The sequence below is a fragment of the Geobacillus sp. CX412 genome (assembly GCF_027942335.1).
GTDB classification, from domain to species: domain Bacteria; phylum Bacillota; class Bacilli; order Bacillales; family Anoxybacillaceae; genus Parageobacillus_B; species Parageobacillus_B toebii.
On sequence record NZ_CP103461.1, the window covers coordinates 654,568 to 674,750 of the forward strand.

18 protein-coding genes are annotated in these 20,183 nt (G+C 41.6%); 17 read left to right on the plus strand and 1 reads right to left on the minus strand.

Features of this window, described 5'->3' with window-relative positions; translation table 11 throughout:
* Window position 1 precedes the first annotated feature (1 nt).
* From NXM86_RS03385 to NXM86_RS03410, 6 genes are all read left to right on the plus strand, one after another.
* A complete protein-coding gene (locus NXM86_RS03385) occupies window positions 2–598 on the plus strand; it encodes a FadR/GntR family transcriptional regulator (RefSeq protein WP_089098014.1) in 597 nt (198 codons plus the stop codon).
* 78 nt (window positions 599–676) lie between these two features.
* Window positions 677–1,549, plus strand: a complete 873-nt coding sequence (accD, locus tag NXM86_RS03390) for an acetyl-CoA carboxylase, carboxyltransferase subunit beta (RefSeq protein ID WP_015864788.1) — start codon at window positions 677–679, stop codon at window positions 1,547–1,549.
* Window positions 1,534–2,511: an acetyl-CoA carboxylase carboxyl transferase subunit alpha gene (gene accA / locus NXM86_RS03395; RefSeq protein WP_015864787.1), complete on the plus strand. Its 978-nt coding sequence runs from the start codon at window positions 1,534–1,536 to the stop codon at window positions 2,509–2,511. The genes accD and accA overlap by 16 nt, the downstream gene beginning before the upstream one ends.
* A gap of 171 nt (window positions 2,512–2,682) precedes the next feature.
* The gene (pfkA, locus tag NXM86_RS03400; protein WP_015864786.1) at window positions 2,683–3,642 is read left to right on the plus strand and encodes a 6-phosphofructokinase; all 960 of its coding nucleotides are present in this window, start codon (window positions 2,683–2,685) and stop codon (window positions 3,640–3,642) included.
* Between the two features lie 30 nt (window positions 3,643–3,672).
* Window positions 3,673–5,436, plus strand: coding sequence for a pyruvate kinase (gene pyk / locus NXM86_RS03405; RefSeq protein ID WP_062754960.1), 1,764 nt, complete (start codon window positions 3,673–3,675; stop codon window positions 5,434–5,436).
* 68 nt (window positions 5,437–5,504) lie between these two features.
* Window positions 5,505–5,894 carry an FxsA family protein gene (locus NXM86_RS03410; RefSeq protein WP_015864784.1) on the plus strand — a complete coding sequence of 130 codons (390 nt, stop codon included), beginning with the start codon at window positions 5,505–5,507 and terminating at the stop codon, window positions 5,892–5,894.
* 48 nt (window positions 5,895–5,942) lie between these two features.
* On the opposite strand, the gene ytvI is transcribed toward NXM86_RS03410, so the two are convergent.
* Window positions 5,943–7,061 carry a sporulation integral membrane protein YtvI gene (gene ytvI, locus NXM86_RS03415; protein ID WP_062754959.1) on the minus strand — a complete coding sequence of 373 codons (1,119 nt, stop codon included), beginning with the start codon at window positions 7,059–7,061 and terminating at the stop codon, window positions 5,943–5,945.
* A 112-nt stretch (window positions 7,062–7,173) separates the two neighbouring features.
* On the opposite strand from ytvI, the gene NXM86_RS03420 reads away from it, so the two are divergent.
* The 11 genes from NXM86_RS03420 (at window position 7,174) to NXM86_RS03470 (ending at window position 19,872) form a co-directional block, all read left to right on the plus strand.
* Window positions 7,174–7,629, plus strand: a complete 456-nt coding sequence (locus NXM86_RS03420) for a DUF441 domain-containing protein (RefSeq protein ID WP_062679227.1) — start codon at window positions 7,174–7,176, stop codon at window positions 7,627–7,629.
* A 292-nt stretch (window positions 7,630–7,921) separates the two neighbouring features.
* The gene (citZ, locus tag NXM86_RS03425; RefSeq protein ID WP_062679226.1) at window positions 7,922–9,040 is read left to right on the plus strand and encodes a citrate synthase; all 1,119 of its coding nucleotides are present in this window, start codon (window positions 7,922–7,924) and stop codon (window positions 9,038–9,040) included.
* A 74-nt stretch (window positions 9,041–9,114) separates the two neighbouring features.
* Window positions 9,115–10,389 (plus strand): NADP-dependent isocitrate dehydrogenase, encoded by a 1,275-nt coding sequence (icd, locus tag NXM86_RS03430; protein WP_171699276.1) that lies wholly within the window; start codon window positions 9,115–9,117, stop codon window positions 10,387–10,389.
* 22 nt (window positions 10,390–10,411) lie between these two features.
* Complete coding sequence (gene mdh / locus NXM86_RS03435; RefSeq protein ID WP_015864778.1) at window positions 10,412–11,350, plus strand: malate dehydrogenase; 939 nt, start codon at window positions 10,412–10,414, stop codon at window positions 11,348–11,350.
* A gap of 82 nt (window positions 11,351–11,432) precedes the next feature.
* Window positions 11,433–11,903, plus strand: coding sequence for a MaoC/PaaZ C-terminal domain-containing protein (locus tag NXM86_RS03440; protein WP_205424507.1), 471 nt, complete (start codon window positions 11,433–11,435; stop codon window positions 11,901–11,903).
* An 87-nt stretch (window positions 11,904–11,990) separates the two neighbouring features.
* Window positions 11,991–12,695 carry a response regulator transcription factor gene (locus NXM86_RS03445; protein ID WP_171699278.1) on the plus strand — a complete coding sequence of 235 codons (705 nt, stop codon included), beginning with the start codon at window positions 11,991–11,993 and terminating at the stop codon, window positions 12,693–12,695.
* On the plus strand, window positions 12,688–14,445 hold the full coding sequence (gene pnpS, locus NXM86_RS03450) for a two-component system histidine kinase PnpS (RefSeq protein ID WP_171699279.1): 1,758 nt from the start codon (window positions 12,688–12,690) through the stop codon (window positions 14,443–14,445). Before NXM86_RS03445 ends, pnpS begins: the two co-directional genes overlap by 8 nt.
* A 94-nt stretch (window positions 14,446–14,539) precedes the next feature.
* Entirely contained in the window at window positions 14,540–17,176 is a 2,637-nt protein-coding gene (polA, locus tag NXM86_RS03455) for a DNA polymerase I (RefSeq protein ID WP_081188837.1), read from the plus strand.
* 15 nt (window positions 17,177–17,191) lie between these two features.
* Window positions 17,192–18,016: a DNA-formamidopyrimidine glycosylase gene (gene mutM / locus NXM86_RS03460; RefSeq protein WP_089098009.1), complete on the plus strand. Its 825-nt coding sequence runs from the start codon at window positions 17,192–17,194 to the stop codon at window positions 18,014–18,016.
* A gap of 105 nt (window positions 18,017–18,121) precedes the next feature.
* On the plus strand, window positions 18,122–18,721 hold the full coding sequence (gene coaE / locus NXM86_RS03465; protein WP_062753170.1) for a dephospho-CoA kinase: 600 nt from the start codon (window positions 18,122–18,124) through the stop codon (window positions 18,719–18,721).
* Between the two features lie 122 nt (window positions 18,722–18,843).
* Window positions 18,844–19,872 carry a glyceraldehyde-3-phosphate dehydrogenase gene (locus NXM86_RS03470; RefSeq protein ID WP_015864771.1) on the plus strand — a complete coding sequence of 343 codons (1,029 nt, stop codon included), beginning with the start codon at window positions 18,844–18,846 and terminating at the stop codon, window positions 19,870–19,872.
* The last annotated feature ends 311 nt before the right edge of the window (window positions 19,873–20,183 follow it).

The window sequence follows — 20,183 nt, forward strand, 5'->3', positions numbered from 1 at the left end:
CATTGAAACGCTCGAACAAATCCGCCGGATCATTCGCGAAGACGGACTTGTCGCCGGCGATAAACTACCTTCTGAACGAGAATTATCAGAGCGTCTGCAAGTCGGTCGCTCTTCTGTGCGCGAGGCGTTAAGAGCGCTTGAATTTCTCGGCTTAATTGAAACGCGAAGAGGAGAAGGAACGTATATCAAAGAAGTTGGGAATCATCAGCTTATTAATTTACTCGGAATGTTTATTTTACAAGATGAGCGAGCAAAAGAAGATTTAGCGGAAACGAAAAGGCTTATAGAACAGCTTTGTTTGCAGCTTGCTTGCCAACGATGGACAGAACAGGAACTGGCTCAACTTGAAAAAAGCGTTCGACAAAAAATGATCAGTTATGAGCTTTTTTTCAAATGGGTGACAGTAGCTTCACAAAACTATTTGCTCGAACGGATTTGGCGCGTGCTCCATAACTTTTCGCAAACAATCTATGATGAGGATGCATTTCCAGATGAATTTTATGAACAGATGCTAAAAGCGTTTGCGAAGCGGGATGTTGCCGCTGTGGCGAAAATTTGGGAAACATATACGCAACATCGATTGTCGAAAGAAAGATGACACCGTTTTACAAAAAATATTACTCATTTCCGATACAGTAGTAATGATAGAGTGAAAAAGTGGAGGAGGGAGCACCTCATGTGGAAAGACTTATTTACAAAAAAGAAGAAATATGCATCGATTCCTTCCGAAAAAGTGAGAAGCGAAGTTCCAGAAGGAATTATGACAAAATGCCCCAAGTGCAAAAAAATTATGTATACGAAAGAACTGGTAAAAAATTTGAGGGTTTGCATGAGCTGCGGCTATCATCATACGATGCCGTCCCGTGAACGAATTAATAGCTTGTTAGACGAAGGAAGTTTTCATGAATATGATGCGGATATGGTGTCAGTGAATCCATTGCAGTTTCCAGGATATATAGAAAAACTCGAAGAAGACCGCCGCAAATCGAACCTAAACGAAGCGGTCATTACTGGCGAAGGAACGTTAAATGGATACCCGATTGTGATCGCTGTGATGGATTCGGCGTTTCGGATGGGAAGCATGGGTTCTGTTGTTGGTGAAAAAATTACGAGAGCGATTGAAAAAGCGAGAGAGCTCCATGTACCATTTCTTATTTTTACGGCTTCCGGAGGCGCGCGCATGCAGGAAGGAGTATTAAGTTTAATGCAAATGGCCAAAACAAGCGCCGCTTTAAAATTGTTCAGCGATGAGGGCGGTCTTATTATTTCGGTGATGACACATCCGACTACCGGAGGGGTATCCGCAAGTTTTGCCTCGCTGGGAGACTATAATTTTGCAGAACCAGGAGCGCTCATTGGCTTCGCGGGCCGACGCGTGATTCAACAAACGGTAAGGGAGGAACTTCCAGAAGACTTTCAAACGGCAGAGTTTTTATTAAAACACGGGCAGCTTGATGCCGTCATTCATCGCCATGATTTAAAAGATACATTAACGACCGTGCTTGATATTCATCAAGGAGGAGGGGGACACGGATGGTGGCAGAGTTAGAATTTGAAAAGCCGCTTATAGAATTGCGCAAAAAAATTAGTGAGTTAAAAGAATTTATGAAAAGCACAGATGTAGACCTTTCATCGGAAATTGAAAAATTGGAAGCGCGCCTTGCAAAATTGGAAAATGACATATATGCGAATTTAACTCCATGGGACCGCGTTCAAATTGCGCGTCACCCGAATCGTCCGACAACGCTTGATTACATTGAGCGGCTGTTTACTCATTTTTTGGAATGCCATGGTGACCGCTGTTTTGGAGATGATGAGGCAATTGTTGGAGGGATCGCCAAATATGACGGTCTGCCTGTGACAGTCATTGGTCATCAGCGCGGAAAAGACACGAAAGAAAATATTCGACGTAATTTTGGAATGCCGCATCCAGAAGGATATCGAAAAGCATTGCGTCTGATGAAACAGGCGGAAAAATTTCAACGGCCAATCATTTGTTTTATTGATACAAAAGGGGCATATCCCGGAAAAGCAGCGGAAGAGCGCGGGCAAAGCGAAGCGATTGCCAGAAATTTATTTGAGATGGCAGGACTTACGGTACCGATTGTTTGCATCGTTATTGGTGAAGGGGGAAGCGGCGGCGCGCTTGCGCTCGGCGTTGGCAATCATATTCATATGCTGGAAAACTCTACTTACTCTGTGATCTCTCCAGAAGGAGCCGCTGCGATTTTATGGAAAGATGCGTCGCTTGCCCAACGCGCAGCGGAAACGATGAAAATTACAGCGAATGATTTAAAAGAACTTGGGGTGATTGATGAAATTATTCCGGAGGTCCGCGGCGGTGCCCATCGCGATGTGGACCAACAAGCGGCGGAAATTGATAAAGTGCTGAAACGATCGCTAAAGCAGCTCTTAAAGCTTGATGGGGAAACGCTTGTTCAACAGCGATATGAAAAATTTAAACAGATCGGGCAATTTGCGTTTTCTCGTGATGACATTTGGGTAAGATAAAAGCAAGGCTGTCTCATTCTATGGGGCAGCTTTGTTATATTGTAAGCCGTTTCAATAAACTTGTCTATTGTGTTCTGTTATGCTTCGTGTTATTTTATAGATGTGTTTTAAAGGTATGAGGTCAGACGTTTTTAAATGTTTTGTGAAACAATGAGCGAATGAGGTGGCAACATGAAACGTATAGGTGTGTTAACAAGTGGCGGAGATTCACCAGGTATGAATGCAGCGATTCGCGCTGTCGTCCGTAAGGCGATTTATCATGGAGTAGAAGTATTTGGAATTTATTATGGGTATGCTGGCTTGATTGCTGGGAAAATTAAAAAATTAGAAGTAGGGGATGTCGGCGATATTATCCATCGCGGAGGTACAATACTGTATACGGCGCGCTGTCCGGAATTTAAGACAGAAGAAGGGCAGTTAAAAGGGATTGAACAATTGAAAAAACACGGGATTGAAGGATTAGTCGTCATCGGTGGAGATGGTTCTTATCAAGGTGCCAAAAAATTAACAGAGCACGGATTTCCTTGTGTCGGGGTGCCAGGAACCATTGACAATGACATTCCTGGAACAGATTTTACGATTGGTTTCGATACGGCTTTAAACACGGTGATTGACGCGATTGACAAAATTCGTGATACTGCTACATCGCATGAACGAACATATGTGATTGAAGTAATGGGGCGTCATGCTGGGGATATTGCGTTATGGTCAGGGCTTGCTGGAGGTGCAGAAACGATTTTGATTCCAGAAGCCGATTACGATATGAATGATGTTATTGCACGGTTAAAGCGTGGTCATGAACGAGGCAAAAAACATAGTATTATTATCGTTGCTGAAGGTGTCGGAAGCGGAGTCGAGTTTGGAAAGAAAATTCAAGAAGCGACAGGATTTGAAACGCGCGTCACAGTGTTGGGACATGTTCAGCGCGGCGGTTCTCCAACCGCGTTTGACCGTGTGTTAGCCAGCCGCTTAGGTGCACGGGCAGTAGAGCTATTGTTAGAAGGCAAAGGCGGCCGCTGCGTCGGCATCCAAAATAATCAGCTTGTCGACCATGATATTGTGGAAGCATTAGCAAACAAACATACCGTTGACCAAAAAATGTATTTGTTATCGAAAGAGCTATCCATCTAATATATTTCCTGTGGAAAGGAAGAAGAAATGATGATGCGGAAAACAAAAATCGTCTGTACGATCGGTCCTGCAAGCGAAAGTGTGGACAAGCTTGTAGAATTGATCCATGCCGGGATGAATGTAGCGCGCTTAAATTTTTCTCACGGTGACCATGCTGAGCACGGGCGTCGCATTCAAAACATTCGGGAAGCGGCAAAACGAACGGGAAAAACGGTAGCGATTTTATTAGATACAAAAGGACCGGAAATCCGTACGCATAATATGGAAAACGGGGCAATTGAGCTAAAAGAAGGAGAACAGCTGATTATTTCGATGGAGGAAGTGCTTGGAACACCGGAAAAAATTTCAGTTACGTATGAAGGACTGGTCGATGACGTCACTTCTGGTGCAAAAATTCTCCTCGATGATGGTCTAATCGGATTAGAAGTGATTTCAGTCGATAAACAAGCGCGCGAAATCGTGACGAAAGTATTGAATGGCGGTGTATTGAAAAACAAAAAAGGAGTCAATGTGCCTGGTATCCGCGTCAATTTGCCAGGTATTACGGACAAAGATCGCCAAGATATTTTATTCGGTATTGAGCAAGGTGTTGATTTTATTGCTGCTTCCTTTGTGCGGCGCGCTTCCGATGTATTAGAAATCCGTGAATTGCTTGAGGCAAACAACGCGCTTCATATTCAAATCATTGCGAAAATCGAAAATCAAGAAGGCGTGGATAATATTGATGATATTTTAGAGGTTACAGATGGACTAATGGTGGCGCGCGGCGATCTTGGGGTGGAAATTCCAGCCGAAGAAGTGCCGCTTATCCAAAAAGCGCTTATTAAAAAATGCAATATGCTTGGTAAACCGGTTATTACAGCCACACAAATGTTAGATTCGATGCAGCGAAATCCGAGACCGACGCGGGCCGAGGCAAGCGATGTCGCGAATGCGATCTTTGATGGGACAGATGCGGTGATGTTATCTGGAGAAACAGCGGCAGGGCACTATCCAGTAGAAGCAGTAAAAACCATGCATCAAATTGCGCTGCGTATCGAACAAGCGTTGCAATACCGGGAAATATTAGCACAGCGGACAAAAGAAAGCGCGACGACAATCACAGATGCAATTGGGCAGTCTGTTGCGCATACGGCTTTAAATTTAGACGTGGCGGCAATCGTAACGCCAACAGTAAGTGGAAGAACGGCATATATGGTGTCAAAATATCGTCCAAAAGCGCCAATCGTTGCTGTTACTGCCAGTGAATCTGTATCGCGGAAATTGGCGCTCGTATGGGGGGTATATTCGCAAGTAGCTCCACAAGCGAACACAACCGATGAAATGCTTGATATTGCCGTGGAAGCTGCGGTAAAATCAGGAGTAGTAAAACACGGTGATTTAGTCGTCATTACCGCGGGAGTTCCAGTAGGAGAAACGGGGTCGACGAACTTAATGAAAGTGCATGTCATCGGTGACATTATCGCAAAAGGGCAAGGAATCGGTCGTAAGTCTGCTTTTGGAAAGGCGATTATTGCGAAAACGGCAGAGGAAGCAATCAATAAAATGGTAGAAGGCGGAATTTTAGTAACATGTAGCACAGATGCGGATATGATGGAAGCATTGGAAAAAGCGGCAGCGATTATTACCGAGGAAGGCGGATTAACAAGCCACGCTGCAGTCGTTGGTTTAAGTCTCGGCATTCCTGTTATTGTCGGTGTAGAAAATGCTACATCGATTTTAAAAGATGGGCAGGAAATTACAGTTGATGCTGGATTTGGAGCTGTTTATCAAGGACATGCAAGCGTGCTGTAAGGTATAATAAAAACAGAGAAGAAATTTTCTCTGTTTTTATTCTTTTTTCTGAAAGGAAGAAGAAAGAAATGAAATGGTTTATCGGAATGTTTATCGTTATTCCTGCCTTGGAAATCGGGCTGTTTATTCTTTCCGGCAAACTTATTGGCATTTGGTCAACGGTCGCATTGATCATGCTGACTGGAATGATAGGAGTGTGGCTTGCAAAACAACAAGGGCTAGCCGTTGTTGAAGAAGCCAAACGGGAGTTTTTCTATGGACGTCTTCCAAGCGGAGCGATACTCGATGGCATTTGTGTGCTCATCGGTGGAGTACTTCTCATAACACCAGGCTTTTTTAGTGATATCGCTGGGGTCTTTCTTCTTCTTCCTGCTACCCGGTCCATGATTAAGCCGTATATCGCCCGTTGGTTAAAATCATTGTTTGATACAAAAATGTTTTTTCGCATTTATAGATGAAAAAAGAGCCTTTCCGTGTGTTGAAAGGCTCTTTCTCTTTGATTGTGTTTATGTTGTTGGCTTTCCGATAATAAAATTCCAAATATCACGAAATACGTTGGCGCTGTGCAACGTACGGATAATGACAAGTGTAACAGGTCCAATAATTAATCCTAGAAACCCGATTAATTTAAATCCGACAAATAATGCTACTAATGTAGCAAGCGGGTCAAGTCCGATTGATGACGATAATACTTTTGGCTCCATGATTTGTCGTTGAACGAGGACGACAATATAAAGTACGCCCAACCCGATGGCAAACGGTACATCACCGCTTACCGCCGCATAAATAATCCAAGGAACAAAGACAATTCCCGTTCCTAAGTACGGCAAAATATCTACAATCCCAATAATAAGCGCAATGGTAATCGCATAATTGACACGAAGAATTAACAATCCAATCAAAACGATTACCGTTGTAATCGAAATAAGCGTAGCTTGAGCTTTAATAAAACCAAATAATGCTTTCTTTAAATCGAGAAATACTGTTTTTCCACTCTTGCGTGCTTTTGCTGGCAAAATTTTTTGGGCGATTCCAGTAAGCCGATACCAATCTTTGCTAATGAAGAATGTAGCTAATAGTGAAAAAATAAAGACGGTAGCAGCGTTTGGAAGCCAAGCGAGCAGCAGTGGAATGTTCTGAAGCACATGTTGAATAAATTGCCCGACCGTTGTTGCTATTTGTGTACCTACCGCTTGGATATTATTTATAATCGTATCTTGCTGGCTAGCATCTAAATTTTTAAATAAAACAGCTAAATCATTATAAAGAGGAATGATTTGTTGGGCAACTAATGTTTCCATATACGTAATTAATTTTTGGAAATTCTCTGGTACAACATTTGCCAAGTATTGTGTACCTGAAACAATTTCCGCAATCAGTAAAGTAACAAGACCGGCAACGATTGCGAATAGTACAATTAATGTTACAATCACTGCCAGCCATCTTGGCATTTTCGTTTTTGTTTCTAGAAAATCGACTAACGGATTGATCAAGAAAGCAATAAAAAACGCAATAATAAATGGATATGTAACGGTGGATACATAATAAAGAGCCATTGATCCGAATATAACTACAGCGATCACAAACAAAAAGCGAAGAAAGCTATATAAGTGATGGCGGGACAATGTTTCACCTCCATAAATTTTCCATAGTTATATAATACAGATTTCATTACGTATACGCAAAGAAGAAGGTTTCACGCTCTGAATATTTTAATTAAAGAAAGGAAGAGAGTTAGTGAGCGAACCAATATTGTTTTTACTTATTTTATTTATTATCGGATTTATTGCCAAAAACCAATCATTAATGATTGCGGTTGCTATTTTATTAATTATTAAAATGGTCGGGATGGGAGAAAAGTGGCTGCCTATCGTCCATGAAAAAGGAATTCATTGGGGAGTTACGGTGATCACGATTGCTGTATTGGCGCCGATTGCTACGGGAGAGATTGGTTTTAGACAATTAATCGCATCACTGCAGTCGCTTTCGGCTTGGATCGCGCTATTATCAGGAATCTTTGTCGCATTAGTCGCGAAAGGTGGAGTCACATTATTGGCAACGGACCCGCATATGACGGCTGCTCTCGTATTTGGGACGATTATTGCAGTGTCGCTTTTTCATGGCGTTGCTGTCGGTCCACTAATCGGTGCGGGGATTGCTTATATGGTGATGAAAGTGATAGAATATTTTTAAATAGTTATTTAAACCGAATTTATTTTTTTGTAATAATATTTAAAGAATAAGAGGTTTTGGATTCACAAAAGTCAGATAATTGTTTATAATATAGACGTAAGCCTATTTAGCGACATCCCCGCTGCCGCTTTTTATTCTAGCAAAAGGCGGCGGACAACAGGGAATATATTATAAAATGTAAGCACTTTCTACATTAAACTTTTTTTACTTTTATTTCGAGCAAGCGCTCGCTCTCATATCGTATAAATTGCAATTGAGAGAAGGGGAATTTTAAAGAAAAGGAGAGATCACGATGACAGTTACACGCGGTCTAGAAGGGGTTGTGGCAACCACGTCAAGCATTAGCTCGATTATTGATGACACGCTAACATACGTAGGCTACAACATCGATGATTTGGCAGAAAACGCTTTGTTCGAAGAGGTTATTTATTTGCTTTGGCATCGTGAACTTCCGACGAGACAACAGTTGGAAGAGCTAAAACAGCAATTGGCGGAAAATGCGGCAATTCCGAAAGAAATTATTGAACATTTTAAACAGTATCCAATCGACAAAGTTCATCCGATGGCAGCATTGCGGACAGCGATTTCTATGTTAGGGCTATACGACGAAGAAGCGGATGTAATGACAAAAGAAGCAAACTATCGCAAAGCGATTCGTTTGCAAGCAAAAATTCCTACAGTTGTTACAGCATTCGCCCGCGTCCGCAAAGGGTTGGAGCCTGTCGAGCCAAGAAAAGATTTAGGATTTGCAGCTAACTTCCTTTACATGTTGACAGGCAAAGAACCAAATGAAACGGCTGTTGAAGCGTTTAACAAAGCGCTTGTTTTACATGCGGATCATGAATTAAACGCATCGACATTTACTGCGCGTGTTTGCGTAGCGACATTATCAGATGTTTACTCTGGTGTGACAGCGGCGATTGGAGCGTTGAAAGGACCGCTTCACGGCGGCGCAAATGAAGCAGTTATGAAAATGTTAAAAGAAATTGGAACGATTGATAATGTAGAATCATATATCTACAAAAAGTTAGAAAATAAAGAAAAAATCATGGGCTTTGGCCATCGCGTTTACCGAAAGGGCGATCCGCGTGCGAAACATTTGAAAAAGATGTCGGAAAAATTAACGAAGCTTGTTGGTGAACCACATTGGTATGAAATGTCAGCGAGAATTGAAGAAATTGTTACTTCCGAAAAATCACTGCCACCAAACGTTGATTTTTACTCGGCATCTGTTTATCACTGCTTAGGAATTGATCATGACTTATTTACGCCGATTTTTGCAGTAAGCCGTATGTCTGGATGGCTTGCCCATATTTTAGAACAATACGATAACAATCGTCTCATTCGTCCGCGCGCGGAATACACAGGTCCGGCAAAAAGGGCATATGTGCCGATTGAACAACGCGGCTGATTATGTTTATAGTTTATAAAAGGTGAGAAGATATAATTATTCTCACCTTTAACAAAATATATTTGGAGGTTGTTATGGTGGCGCAAGGTGAAAAAATTACTGTAACAAATGGTGTGTTAAATGTACCAAACAATCCAATTATTCCATTTATTGAAGGGGATGGGACAGGTCCAGACATTTGGGCTGCCGCATCTCGTGTGTTGGAAGCAGCAGTAGAAAAGGCGTATAAAGGGGAAAAGAAAATCGTTTGGAAAGAAGTTCTCGCAGGGGAAAAAGCGTACAAACAAACCGGCGAGTGGCTTCCACAAGAAACCATTGATACTATTCGGGAATACATAATCGCGATTAAAGGACCGTTGACGACTCCAGTCGGCGGAGGAATTCGTTCATTGAACGTAGCGCTTCGTCAAGAGTTGGATTTATTCGTTTGCTTGCGTCCTGTCCGCTATTTTAAAGGTGTTCCTTCTCCGGTAAAACGTCCAGAAGATACAGATATGGTCATTTTCCGTGAAAACACGGAAGATATTTATGCTGGAATTGAGTATGCCAAAGGGACACCAGAAGTGAAAAAAGTGATTGATTTCTTGCAAAATGAAATGGGCGTTCGCAAAATCCGCTTCCCAGAAACTTCTGGTATCGGCATTAAGCCAATTTCCGAACAAGGAACGAAACGGTTAGTGCGCGCCGCAATCAACTATGCGATTGAACACGGACGAAAATCGGTTACGCTTGTTCATAAAGGAAATATTATGAAATTTACGGAAGGCGCGTTTAAAAATTGGGGCTATGAATTAGCAGAAGAAGAATTCAGCGACAAAGTATTTACGTGGGCGCAATATGACCGCATTGTCGAAACAGAAGGAAAAGAAGCAGCGAACAAGGCGCTGGCGGAAGCAGAAGAAGCCGGAAAAATTATTATCAAAGACGTCATTGCCGATATTTTCTTACAACAAATTTTAACGCGTCCGCGCGAATTTGATGTGGTTGCAACGATGAACTTAAACGGCGACTATATTTCTGACGCGTTAGCAGCACAAGTTGGCGGCATTGGTATCGCTCCGGGAGCAAACATTAACTACGAAACAGGGCATGCCATTTTTGAAGCTACTCACGGAACGGCTCCGAAATATGCAGGATTGGATAAAGTGAACCCATCATCGGTCATTTTATCTGGTGTGATGATGTTTGAGCATCTCGGCTGGAACGAAGCGGCAAAACTCATTGTCAAAGCAATGGAAAAAACGATTGCCGCAAAAATCGTTACATACGATTTTGCTCGTCTCATGGAGGGCGCTACGGAAGTAAAATGTTCAGAATTCGCTGACGCACTCATCCGGAATATGGAATAAAACTGGGAGAGGATGGGGAAAAATGACAATGAAACGCAAAAAAATCTCAGTGATCGGTGCGGGATTTACCGGAGCAACCACCGCATTTATTTTGGCGCAAAAAGAACTAGGAGACGTCGTTCTTGTCGATATTCCACAATTAGAAAATCCGACAAAAGGAAAAGCGTTGGACATGTTGGAATCAAGTCCAGTGCTAGGTTTTGATGCAAATATTATCGGCACTTCCGATTATGCGGATACTGCCGATTCCGATATTGTTGTTATTACAGCAGGGATCGCGCGCAAACCAGGCATGAGCCGCGACGATCTTGTTACAACAAACCAAAAAATTATGAAACAAGTAACAAAAGAAGTCGTCAAATATTCGCCGAATTGCTATATTATCGTATTGACGAACCCTGTTGATGCGATGACATATACGGTATTTAAAGAATCTGGATTTCCGAAAAACCGGGTAATCGGTCAATCTGGCGTATTAGACACAGCTCGTTTTCGCACGTTTGTTGCACAAGAGTTGAATATTTCTGTGAAAGACGTTACTGGTTTTGTATTAGGAGGACATGGTGATGACATGGTGCCGCTCGTTCGTTACTCCTATGCTGGCGGCATTCCGCTCGAAAAATTAATTCCGAAAGACCGCCTAGACGCGATTGTGGAACGCACTCGCAAAGGCGGCGGTGAAATCGTGAACTTATTGGGCAATGGAAGTGCTTATTACGCTCCTGCTGCATCGCTTGCAGAAATGGTGGAAGCGATTATTAAAGATCAACGCCGCATTCTTCCAGCAATCGCTTATCTTGAAGGCGAATACGGTTACGAAGGCATTTACTTGGGTGTGCCGACGATTTTAGGCGGAAACGGCATTGAAAAAGTCATCGAACTAGAGCTTACTGAAGAAGAAAAAGCGGCGCTTGCCAAATCCGTCGAATCTGTCAAAAACGTGATGAGAGTATTAGAATAATGGCAAAGGCAAAAATTCGGGAATCCCCCGAATTTTTGCCACATATTTATTGAAAGCGCTTTCTAAACAAAGGGTGTTTTAAGTGCTGAGAAAACGAAAACTAGGGAGAAATATATCAGAAATCACGGTCGGGGAAAAATTAGTAATTAACGCCAAAATGGAAGATAAAGATTTATTGCTTTATCTTGGATTAACAGATGATGCAAATCCGTTATACATTCAACACGATTACGCTTCACAGACACCGTTTAAAAAGCCGATTGTTCCAGCGGTGATGCTGACAGGTATGATCACATCGGCTATTTCGAAATATTTGCCGGGACCGGGAAGCCATATTACAAAGCAGGAAATTCATTTTCTGAAGCCGGTTTACCATTATGAACAATTGCAATTTTTGTTTGAAGTGACGGAAGTAGATGAAGAATGCCATCATATTGCGATTGCTGTCGAAGCGATACGTCAAGAATCAGAAAAAGTGTTAGAAGGTACTTTATCCGTCTGTCCGCCGTATGCACTGCCAACATTGGATAGCTGGGCATTAGAAAATTTTTAAATGAAAAAACCGCCTTATTTGAGGCGGTTTTTTGCATGTTTATGGTATGATAAAAACGAATAATATTATTGATGTGGTGGGGCGTATATGTGTAAAAAAGTATTAGTCGTTGATGATGAGCAATCGATTGTCACACTTTTAACATACAATTTGGAACAAGCGGGTTTTACGGTTGTGACCGCAAATGACGGCGAGGAAGCAATAGAAAAGGTAGATTTCGAACAGCCAGCATTTATTATTCTTGATTTGATGCTGCCAAAGCTCGATGGGGTGGAAGTATGTAAACAATTGCGCCAGCAAAAAGTGATGACACCGATTTTAATGTTAACGGCGAAAGATGATGAATTTGATAAAGTGCTTGGGCTTGAACTCGGCGCTGATGATTATATGACAAAGCCGTTTAGTCCGCGTGAAGTAGTAGCGAGAGTAAAAGCGATTTTGCGGCGCACGCAGCTTTCTAATGGAGAAATGGAAACAAAAGAAATAGTCATCGGAGATTTAAAGATTCTTCCTGACAGCTATGAGGCATATTTTCGTGGGGAGCGTCTTGAGCTGACTCCAAAAGAATTTGAACTGCTTGTTTATTTAGCAAAACATAAAGGTCGAGTATTAACGAGGGATCAACTGCTAAGTTCGGTATGGAACTATGATTTTGCTGGGGATACTCGTATTGTCGATGTTCACATCAGCCATTTGCGTGAAAAAATTGAACAAGATACAAAAAAACCTATATATATTAAAACAATAAGAGGGCTTGGATATAAACTAGAGGGGCCAAAACGGAATGACTAGCTTCCGATCGCGTCTATTGTTTGGGCTTGTGACATTAATTGTCACGGTATTGATTTGTCTCGGTATATTGCTTGGGCAGTTGTTTAAAGACTTTTATGTGGAAACTATGAATATACGAATGGAAAAGGAAGCAAAAGCAGTTGCCATTTTATTAAAAAATGAATCACTTGATCGAATTCGCCAAGATTTACAAGAGATGAGCGAAGCGTTATCGTCACGTATTACCATATTAGATAACCATGAAAAAACGTTGTTTGATACAGGACATGTTGCTCATATTAGCGATGAAGACCATGAACAGATCATTCGCAATATTTTGCGGAGAAACCAATTAAATCAATTTTCCGTTATTGAAAAAACAGATGATGTCTATTACTATATCGTTCCTTTTACAAAAAACGGGAAAAACGCGGGATATGTCATTTTAAGCTCCCCGACCAATTCGTTAAAAAAAGTGACTCAGCAAATTTGGGGGGTATTAATTAGCAGTTTAGGTACAGCACTTATTGTCATTATTTTGTTAGGGCTAAAAATAGCTGATCAATATATGAAACCGATCGAAGCAGCAACAAAAGTGGCATTTGAATTGGCAAAAGGGAATTATAAAGCGAGAGTTCCGCATGTAAAAAATAATGAAACAGGAATGCTCGTCCATTCTATTAACCGGCTTGCCCGCAATTTGCAAGAGATAAGCAAGGCGCGGGAAATGGAAACAGACCGTTTGCATACACTGATTGAAAACGTTGGAATTGGGCTCATTTTGATCGATAGCCGGGGATATATCAATTTAATTAACCGCGCCTTTAAAGAGAGTTTCCATATTCATCCGGTTGATTATTTATACCGGCCGTATACAGAAGCGTTTGCCCATAAAGAAATTGTTCAACTTGTAAATGAAATTTTTATGAAAGAAACAAAAATTCGCAAACAGCTGTTGCTGACGATAGGGATCGATCGAAAGCATTTTGAAGTATACGGTGCCCCAATTATTGGAACGAATGATGAATGGAAAGGGATTGTTCTTGTTTTCCATGATATTACTGAACTGAAAAAACTAGAACAAATGCGCAAAGATTTTGTTGCGAACGTATCCCATGAATTAAAAACACCGATTACGTCGATTAAAGGGTTTGCTGAGACATTGCTTGATGGCGCGATGAAAGATGAACAAACGCTGGAGTATTTTTTGTCGATTATTTTGAAAGAAAGCGAACGATTGCAAACGTTAGTGCAAGATTTGCTCGATTTGTCGAAAATAGAGCAGCAAGGATTTCGACTTCATTTGGAAACGGTGGATCTTGCGGATCTTTTGCGTGAAATTGCCGTCATGTTTCAACAAAAGGCCGAAGAAAAAGGGATTGATTTTTATTTGCATGCGCCAAAATCGGTATATATGGAAGGAGATGCGAACCGCATTAAGCAAATATTTATTAATTTAATTACAAATGCTTTAACGTATACACCGAAAGGCGGAAAAGTGGAATTAATGATAGAGGAAAAAGAAAAAGAAATTCTTGTTCACGTAAAAGATACAGGGATCGGCATTGATGAACAGGAGATCCCACGCATTTTTGAGCGGTTTTACCGTGTGGATAAGGCAAGAGGCCGCAACTCCGGCGGGACTGGTTTGGGGCTGGCCATTGTAAAACATTTAGTGGAAGCACATCACGGTCATATTACGGTAAAAAGCACGGTCGGAAAAGGAACGACATTTACGGTGCATTTTCCGAAACAAATGCAGTTCGATTAGTGGAAAGATGAGGACGAAAAAATGTTCTCGTCTTTTTTATTTACAAAGCAAATCATGTTACAATAAGAACAAGAGTGTTGGAGGAGGGAATGTTTTGAAGAAGAAACTCGTACTCATTGATGGAAATAGCATTGCGTACCGCGCTTTTTTTGCGCTGCCGCTTTTACATAACGATAAAGGGATTCATACGAATGCGGTGTATGGATTTACGATGATGTTAATGAAAATCTTAGAAGAAGAAAAGCCGACACATATGCTCGTTGCCTTTGATGCGGGAAAAACGACATTTCGCCACAAGACGTTTGAAGAATATAAAGGAGGACGGCAGCAAACGCCTCCGGAATTATCCGAACAGTTTCCACTATTACGGGAGCTGCTTGATGCGTACCGAATTCGTTTCTATGAGTTGGAAAATTATGAAGCGGACGATATTATTGGTACGTTATGCACAAAAGCGGAAAAGGAAGGATTTGAAGTAAAAGTTATTTCCGGAGACCGCGATTTAACACAGCTTGCGACTGATTATGTAACGGTAGATATTACAAAAAAAGGTATCACCGATGTGGAATCCTATACTCCAGAAACAGTGCAAGAGAAATACGGATTAACACCGGAGCAAATTATTGATTTAAAAGGATTGATGGGAGATAAATCGGACAATATTCCAGGGGTGCCGGGAATCGGCGAAAAAACGGCATTAAAGCTGTTAAAAGAGTTTGGCACGATTGAAAACCTGCTGGATTCCATCGAGCAAGTAAGCGGAAATAAATTGAAAGAGAATTTAGCAAAATATCGTGACCTTGCTCTTATGAGCAAACAGCTGGCAACCATTTTACGCGATGCTCCAGTCGATCTTTCGTTAGATGATATAGAATATAACGGATATGATGTTGATAAAGTGATTGCTCTATTTAAAGAACTTGGTTTTAACTCGCTTCTTGAAAAAATGGCGGCCCCGCAAGGCGAAGAAGAGACGGAGGTTGCGCTATCGGACATCGATTATACGATCGTCGATGAGGTAACGGAATCCATTTTGTCCGATAAGGCGGCCCTCGTTGTCGAAGTGTTGGAATCAAACTATCATAAGGCGCCGATTTTGGGCTTTGCGATCGCCAATGAGCATGGAAACTTCTTTATTCGTACAGATACCGCGTTGTCGTCTTCTTTATTTACAACATGGCTGGAAGATGAATCAAAGAAAAAAAGCGTTTTTGATGGCAAGCGGGCAATCGTTTCTTTAAAATGGCAAGGAATACAGTTGCGCGGTATTCAATTTGATTTATTAATCGCTTCGTATTTGTTAAATCCATCCCAATCTACAGAAGATGTCGCTTCTATTGCAAAAACGAAGCAATATATGGACGTTCAGTCCGATGAAGCAGTATATGGAAAAGGCGCGAAACAAAAAATTCCGGATGAGCCAGTTTTAGCGGAACATCTCGTGCGTAAAGCAGCGGCGATACGCGCATTAGAGCAAGATTTTATTTGTGATTTACAGGAAAATGAGCAATATTCTTTATTCACTGATTTGGAATTGCCCCTATCTTCCATTCTTGCGGAGATGGAGTTTACCGGTGTGAAAATTGATGTCAAGCGGTTAAAAGAGATGGGCGAAGAATTGACGGAACAGCTAAAAGAAATAGAACAAGAAATTTACGAATTAGCTGGTCAAGAGTTCAACATCAATTCACCAAAACAGTTAGGTGTCATTTTGTTTGAAAAGCTGCAACTGCCTGTATTGAAAAAAACGAAAACAGGCTATTCCACATCGGCGGAAGTGCTCGAAAAACTTGCGCCACAACATGAAATTGTCGAGAAAATTTTGCATTACCGCCAATTAGGAAAACTGCAATCAACGTATATCGAAGGGTTATTAAAAGTGGTGCATCATGACACGAACAAAGTTCATACGATTTTTAACCAAGCGCTCACCCAGACAGGACGGTTGAGCTCTACGGAACCAAATTTGCAAAACATCCCGATTCGTTTAGAAGAAGGGCGAAAAATCCGACAAGCGTTCGTTCCATCAGAACCGGATTGGGTGATTTTTTCCGCGGATTATTCGCAAATTGAATTGCGTGTGCTTGCCCATATTGCAAATGATGAAAATTTAATTGATGCGTTTCGTCACGATTTAGATATTCATACGAAAACAGCAATGGATATTTTTCATGTGAACGCAGATGAAGTGACGCCAAACATGCGCCGGCAAGCGAAAGCGGTAAACTTTGGCATTGTTTACGGCATCAGCGACTATGGGCTGTCGCAAAACTTAAATATTACTAGGAAGGAAGCAAGTGAATTTATTAAACGATATTTTGAGATTTTTCCAGGGGTAAAGCAATATATGAAAGATATCGTCCAAGAGGCAAAACAAAAAGGTTATGTTACTACGCTTTTGCATCGTCGCCGCTATTTGCCGGACATTACAAGCCGAAACTTCAACTTGCGCAGCTTTGCGGAACGAACAGCGATGAATACACCGATTCAAGGGAGCGCTGCCGATATTATTAAAAAAGCGATGATCGATTTATCGAATCGGTTGAAAAAAGAAAACATGAAAGCACGAATGTTGCTGCAGGTGCATGACGAACTCATTTTGGAAGCGCCTAAAGAAGAAGTAGAACGATTGCAACAAATTGTTCCGGAAGTAATGGAAAATGCGGTGCAATTACGGGTACCGCTTAAAGTGGATTATCATTTTGGACCAACATGGTATGACGCAAAGTAAAGGAAGGGATTACGTATGCCAGAACTGCCGGAAGTCGAAATCATTCGTCGCACTCTTATTCCATTAACCGCCGGTAAAACCATTGCCGATATCCAAGTATTTTGGCCAAAAATCATTAAGTATCCGGCAGATGTTACCGAATTTATTGAAACAATGAAAGGACAAACAATTCGTGATATTCATAGACGGGGGAAATTTTTAAAATTTATTCTTGATGAACATGTGCTTATTTCTCATTTGCGTATGGAAGGACGTTATGCGGTTTGTAAAAAGGAAGATCCTATCGAACCGCATACGCATATTATTTTTCGATTTATAGACGGCACAGAACTTCGCTATCGCGACGTAAGAAAATTTGGAACGATGCATCTTTATCGAAAAGGAGAAGAAGATGCGCGGCTGCCTTTGTCACAGTTAGGTCCTGAACCGTTTTCGGAAACATTTACTGCCAATTTTCTTGCACAGCGGTTGCGAAAAACGAACCGTACGATCAAAACGGCACTTCTTGACCAAACGGTTGTCGTTGGGCTCGGCAATATTTATGTAGATGAGTCACTATTCCGTGCTGGAATCCATCCTGAACGTATCTCATCGTCATTAACTGACGAGGAAGTTGCTCGCTTACATCGCGAAATGGTGACAATATTACAAGAAGCGATTGAAAAAGGAGGAAGCACGGTAAGGTCATACGTTAACACAAATGGAGAAGCAGGAACGTTTCAACTGCAGTTATTTGTGTACGGACGAAAAGGAGAGCCGTGCCAACGCTGCGGGCAGCCGATTCAAAAAACGGTTGTTGCCGGCCGGGGGACTCATTATTGTGCATTTTGTCAGCATTAATATAAATGCGACTTGATATGGCTGACGTAGGCAAGTCAATGACTTGCCTACGTCCCGCAAAGCGCACACAAATTTATTATTCTGCACTTTTAGGGAGAGGAAAATATGACACTTACGATCGGATTAACAGGCGGCATCGCGAGCGGAAAAAGCACAGTAACGGAGATGATTCGCGGTCTTGGCATACCCGTTATTGATGCCGATCAAGTTGCTCGCGATGTCGTCAAAGTGGGAGAGGAAGCGTACGAACAAATTATTAAGACGTTTGGACAGGACATTTTGCAGGAAAATGGGGAAATTGACCGAGCGAAATTAGGAGCGATCGTTTTTTATAATGAGCAGGAACGAAAAAAGCTGAACGCCATCGTGCATCCGGCTGTCCGCCGGCGTATGCTTGCTGAAAAAGAAGCGTACGTTCAAAAAGGGGCAAAAACGATCGTTTTAGATATTCCGCTTTTATTTGAAAGCGAACTTACTCACTTGATTGATAAAATCATTGTTGTATATGTTGATAATGATATCCAGCTTGAGCGCTTGATGAAACGGAACGGTTTTTCCGAAGAGGAGGCTCTTGCAAGAATTCGATCGCAAATGCCGCTTCATGAAAAGGTGAAAAAAGCGGATGCGGTCATCAACAATAACGGAACAATTGAAGAAACCAAACAACAACTTTTGCAAATTTTAAAAGAATGGAACGCCCTATAAAAAAAGGGCGTTTTTTTTTATTATTTTGATGATTTTTTTCTCCACATATCATAAAAATATGATATACTTTTTATGTACAAATCGGTTAATTAGTATAACATATATATGAGAGGAGAACATAAATGAAAGCGAAAGTGGCGATTAATGGGTTCGGACGAATCGGGAGAATGGTATTCCGCAAGGCGATTTATTCCCCGGATCTGGATATCGTAGCGATTAATGCGAGTTACCCATCCGAAACGTTAGCGCATTTAATAAAATATGATTCGAATCATGGGAAATTTGATGGTGAAGTGGTCCCACTAGAAGATGGGCTTCTTGTCAACGGTAAAAAAGTTAAGCTGCTCAGTTCGCGCGATCCGAAAGAGTTGCCGTGGAAAGAGTTGGATATTGACATTGTGATCGAAGCAACAGGAAAATTTAATTCCCGGGAAAAAGCAAGCCTTCACCTAGAGGCAGGAGCCAAACGAGTGATTTTAACAGCACCTGGGAAAAATGAGGATGTAACGATTGTCGTTGGCGTAAACGAACATGTGCTTGACATTGACCAACACTTTATTATTTCCAACGCCTCTTGTACAACAAACTGCCTTGCTCCTGTTGTGAAAGTTCTTGATGAGGCGTTTGGAATTGAAAACGGTTTAATGACGACCGTTCATGCATATACGAACGACCAAAAAAATATTGATAATCCGCATAAAGATTTGCGCCGTGCGCGCTCTTGCGGGCAATCGATCATTCCAACAACGACCGGTGCGGCAAAAGCGTTAGGATTAGTACTGCCTCACTTAAAAGGAAAATTGCACGGAATGGCGCTCCGCGTTCCGACGCCAAACGTATCGTTAGTCGATTTAGTCGTGGATGTGAAAAAAGAGGTAACAGTAGAAGAAGTAAACGAGACGTTTATTCGCGCAGCAAACGGTCCGCTAAAAGGAATTCTTGATTTTACAATGGAACCGCTTGTTTCCATCGACTTCAACACGAATCCACACTCAGCGATTATTGATGGATTGTCCACGATGGTGATGGAAGGGCGCAAAATCAAGGTGTTAGCCTGGTACGATAATGAGTGGGGTTATTCTTGCCGCGTCGTCGATTTAGCGAATATGATAGCAAATAAAATGAAGGAAAAGTTAAGCGTAAACGTATAATAAAAAAGCTGGCCATTGCGGCCAGCTTTTAGCTTTGGTGCGCCCCGAATCAGTCTACAGGAAGGAAAGCACGGAATTCGTTTAACAGTGTCCGCTGTTTTTTCAACACGGTCAATCATATGCCGGTTTACACGGCGATTCATATTTCCCTGCTGGAAAATCATGCGTGATCATAATGACCCTTTGATATCATTATAAAATGCGTTCCGTTCGGAAACAGTAACATGTAGATGGCAAAAAATACTCTCTTAATAACGTAAAAATACAAAAAAGGATATTGAAAAAAATATGTAAACAAAGTATACTATGTC

Excerpts from the sequence above, each read along its gene's own strand:
- accD (WP_015864788.1), top strand. The coding sequence starts at position 677 with ATGTGGAAAGACTTATTTACAAAAAAGAAGAAATATGCATCGATTCCT.
- accA (WP_015864787.1), top strand. The coding sequence starts at position 1,534 with ATGGTGGCAGAGTTAGAATTTGAAAAGCCGCTTATAGAATTGCGCAAA.
- pfkA (WP_015864786.1), top strand. The coding sequence starts at position 2,683 with ATGAAACGTATAGGTGTGTTAACAAGTGGCGGAGATTCACCAGGTATG.
- pyk (WP_062754960.1), top strand. The coding sequence starts at position 3,673 with ATGATGCGGAAAACAAAAATCGTCTGTACGATCGGTCCTGCAAGCGAA.
- NXM86_RS03410 (WP_015864784.1), top strand. The coding sequence starts at position 5,505 with ATGAAATGGTTTATCGGAATGTTTATCGTTATTCCTGCCTTGGAAATC.
- citZ (WP_062679226.1), top strand. The coding sequence starts at position 7,922 with ATGACAGTTACACGCGGTCTAGAAGGGGTTGTGGCAACCACGTCAAGC.
- icd (WP_171699276.1), top strand. The coding sequence starts at position 9,115 with ATGGTGGCGCAAGGTGAAAAAATTACTGTAACAAATGGTGTGTTAAAT.
- mdh (WP_015864778.1), top strand. The coding sequence starts at position 10,412 with ATGACAATGAAACGCAAAAAAATCTCAGTGATCGGTGCGGGATTTACC.
- NXM86_RS03445 (WP_171699278.1), top strand. The coding sequence starts at position 11,991 with ATGTGTAAAAAAGTATTAGTCGTTGATGATGAGCAATCGATTGTCACA.
- pnpS (WP_171699279.1), top strand. The coding sequence starts at position 12,688 with ATGACTAGCTTCCGATCGCGTCTATTGTTTGGGCTTGTGACATTAATT.
- mutM (WP_089098009.1), top strand. The coding sequence starts at position 17,192 with ATGCCAGAACTGCCGGAAGTCGAAATCATTCGTCGCACTCTTATTCCA.
- coaE (WP_062753170.1), top strand. The coding sequence starts at position 18,122 with ATGACACTTACGATCGGATTAACAGGCGGCATCGCGAGCGGAAAAAGC.
- NXM86_RS03470 (WP_015864771.1), top strand. The coding sequence starts at position 18,844 with ATGAAAGCGAAAGTGGCGATTAATGGGTTCGGACGAATCGGGAGAATG.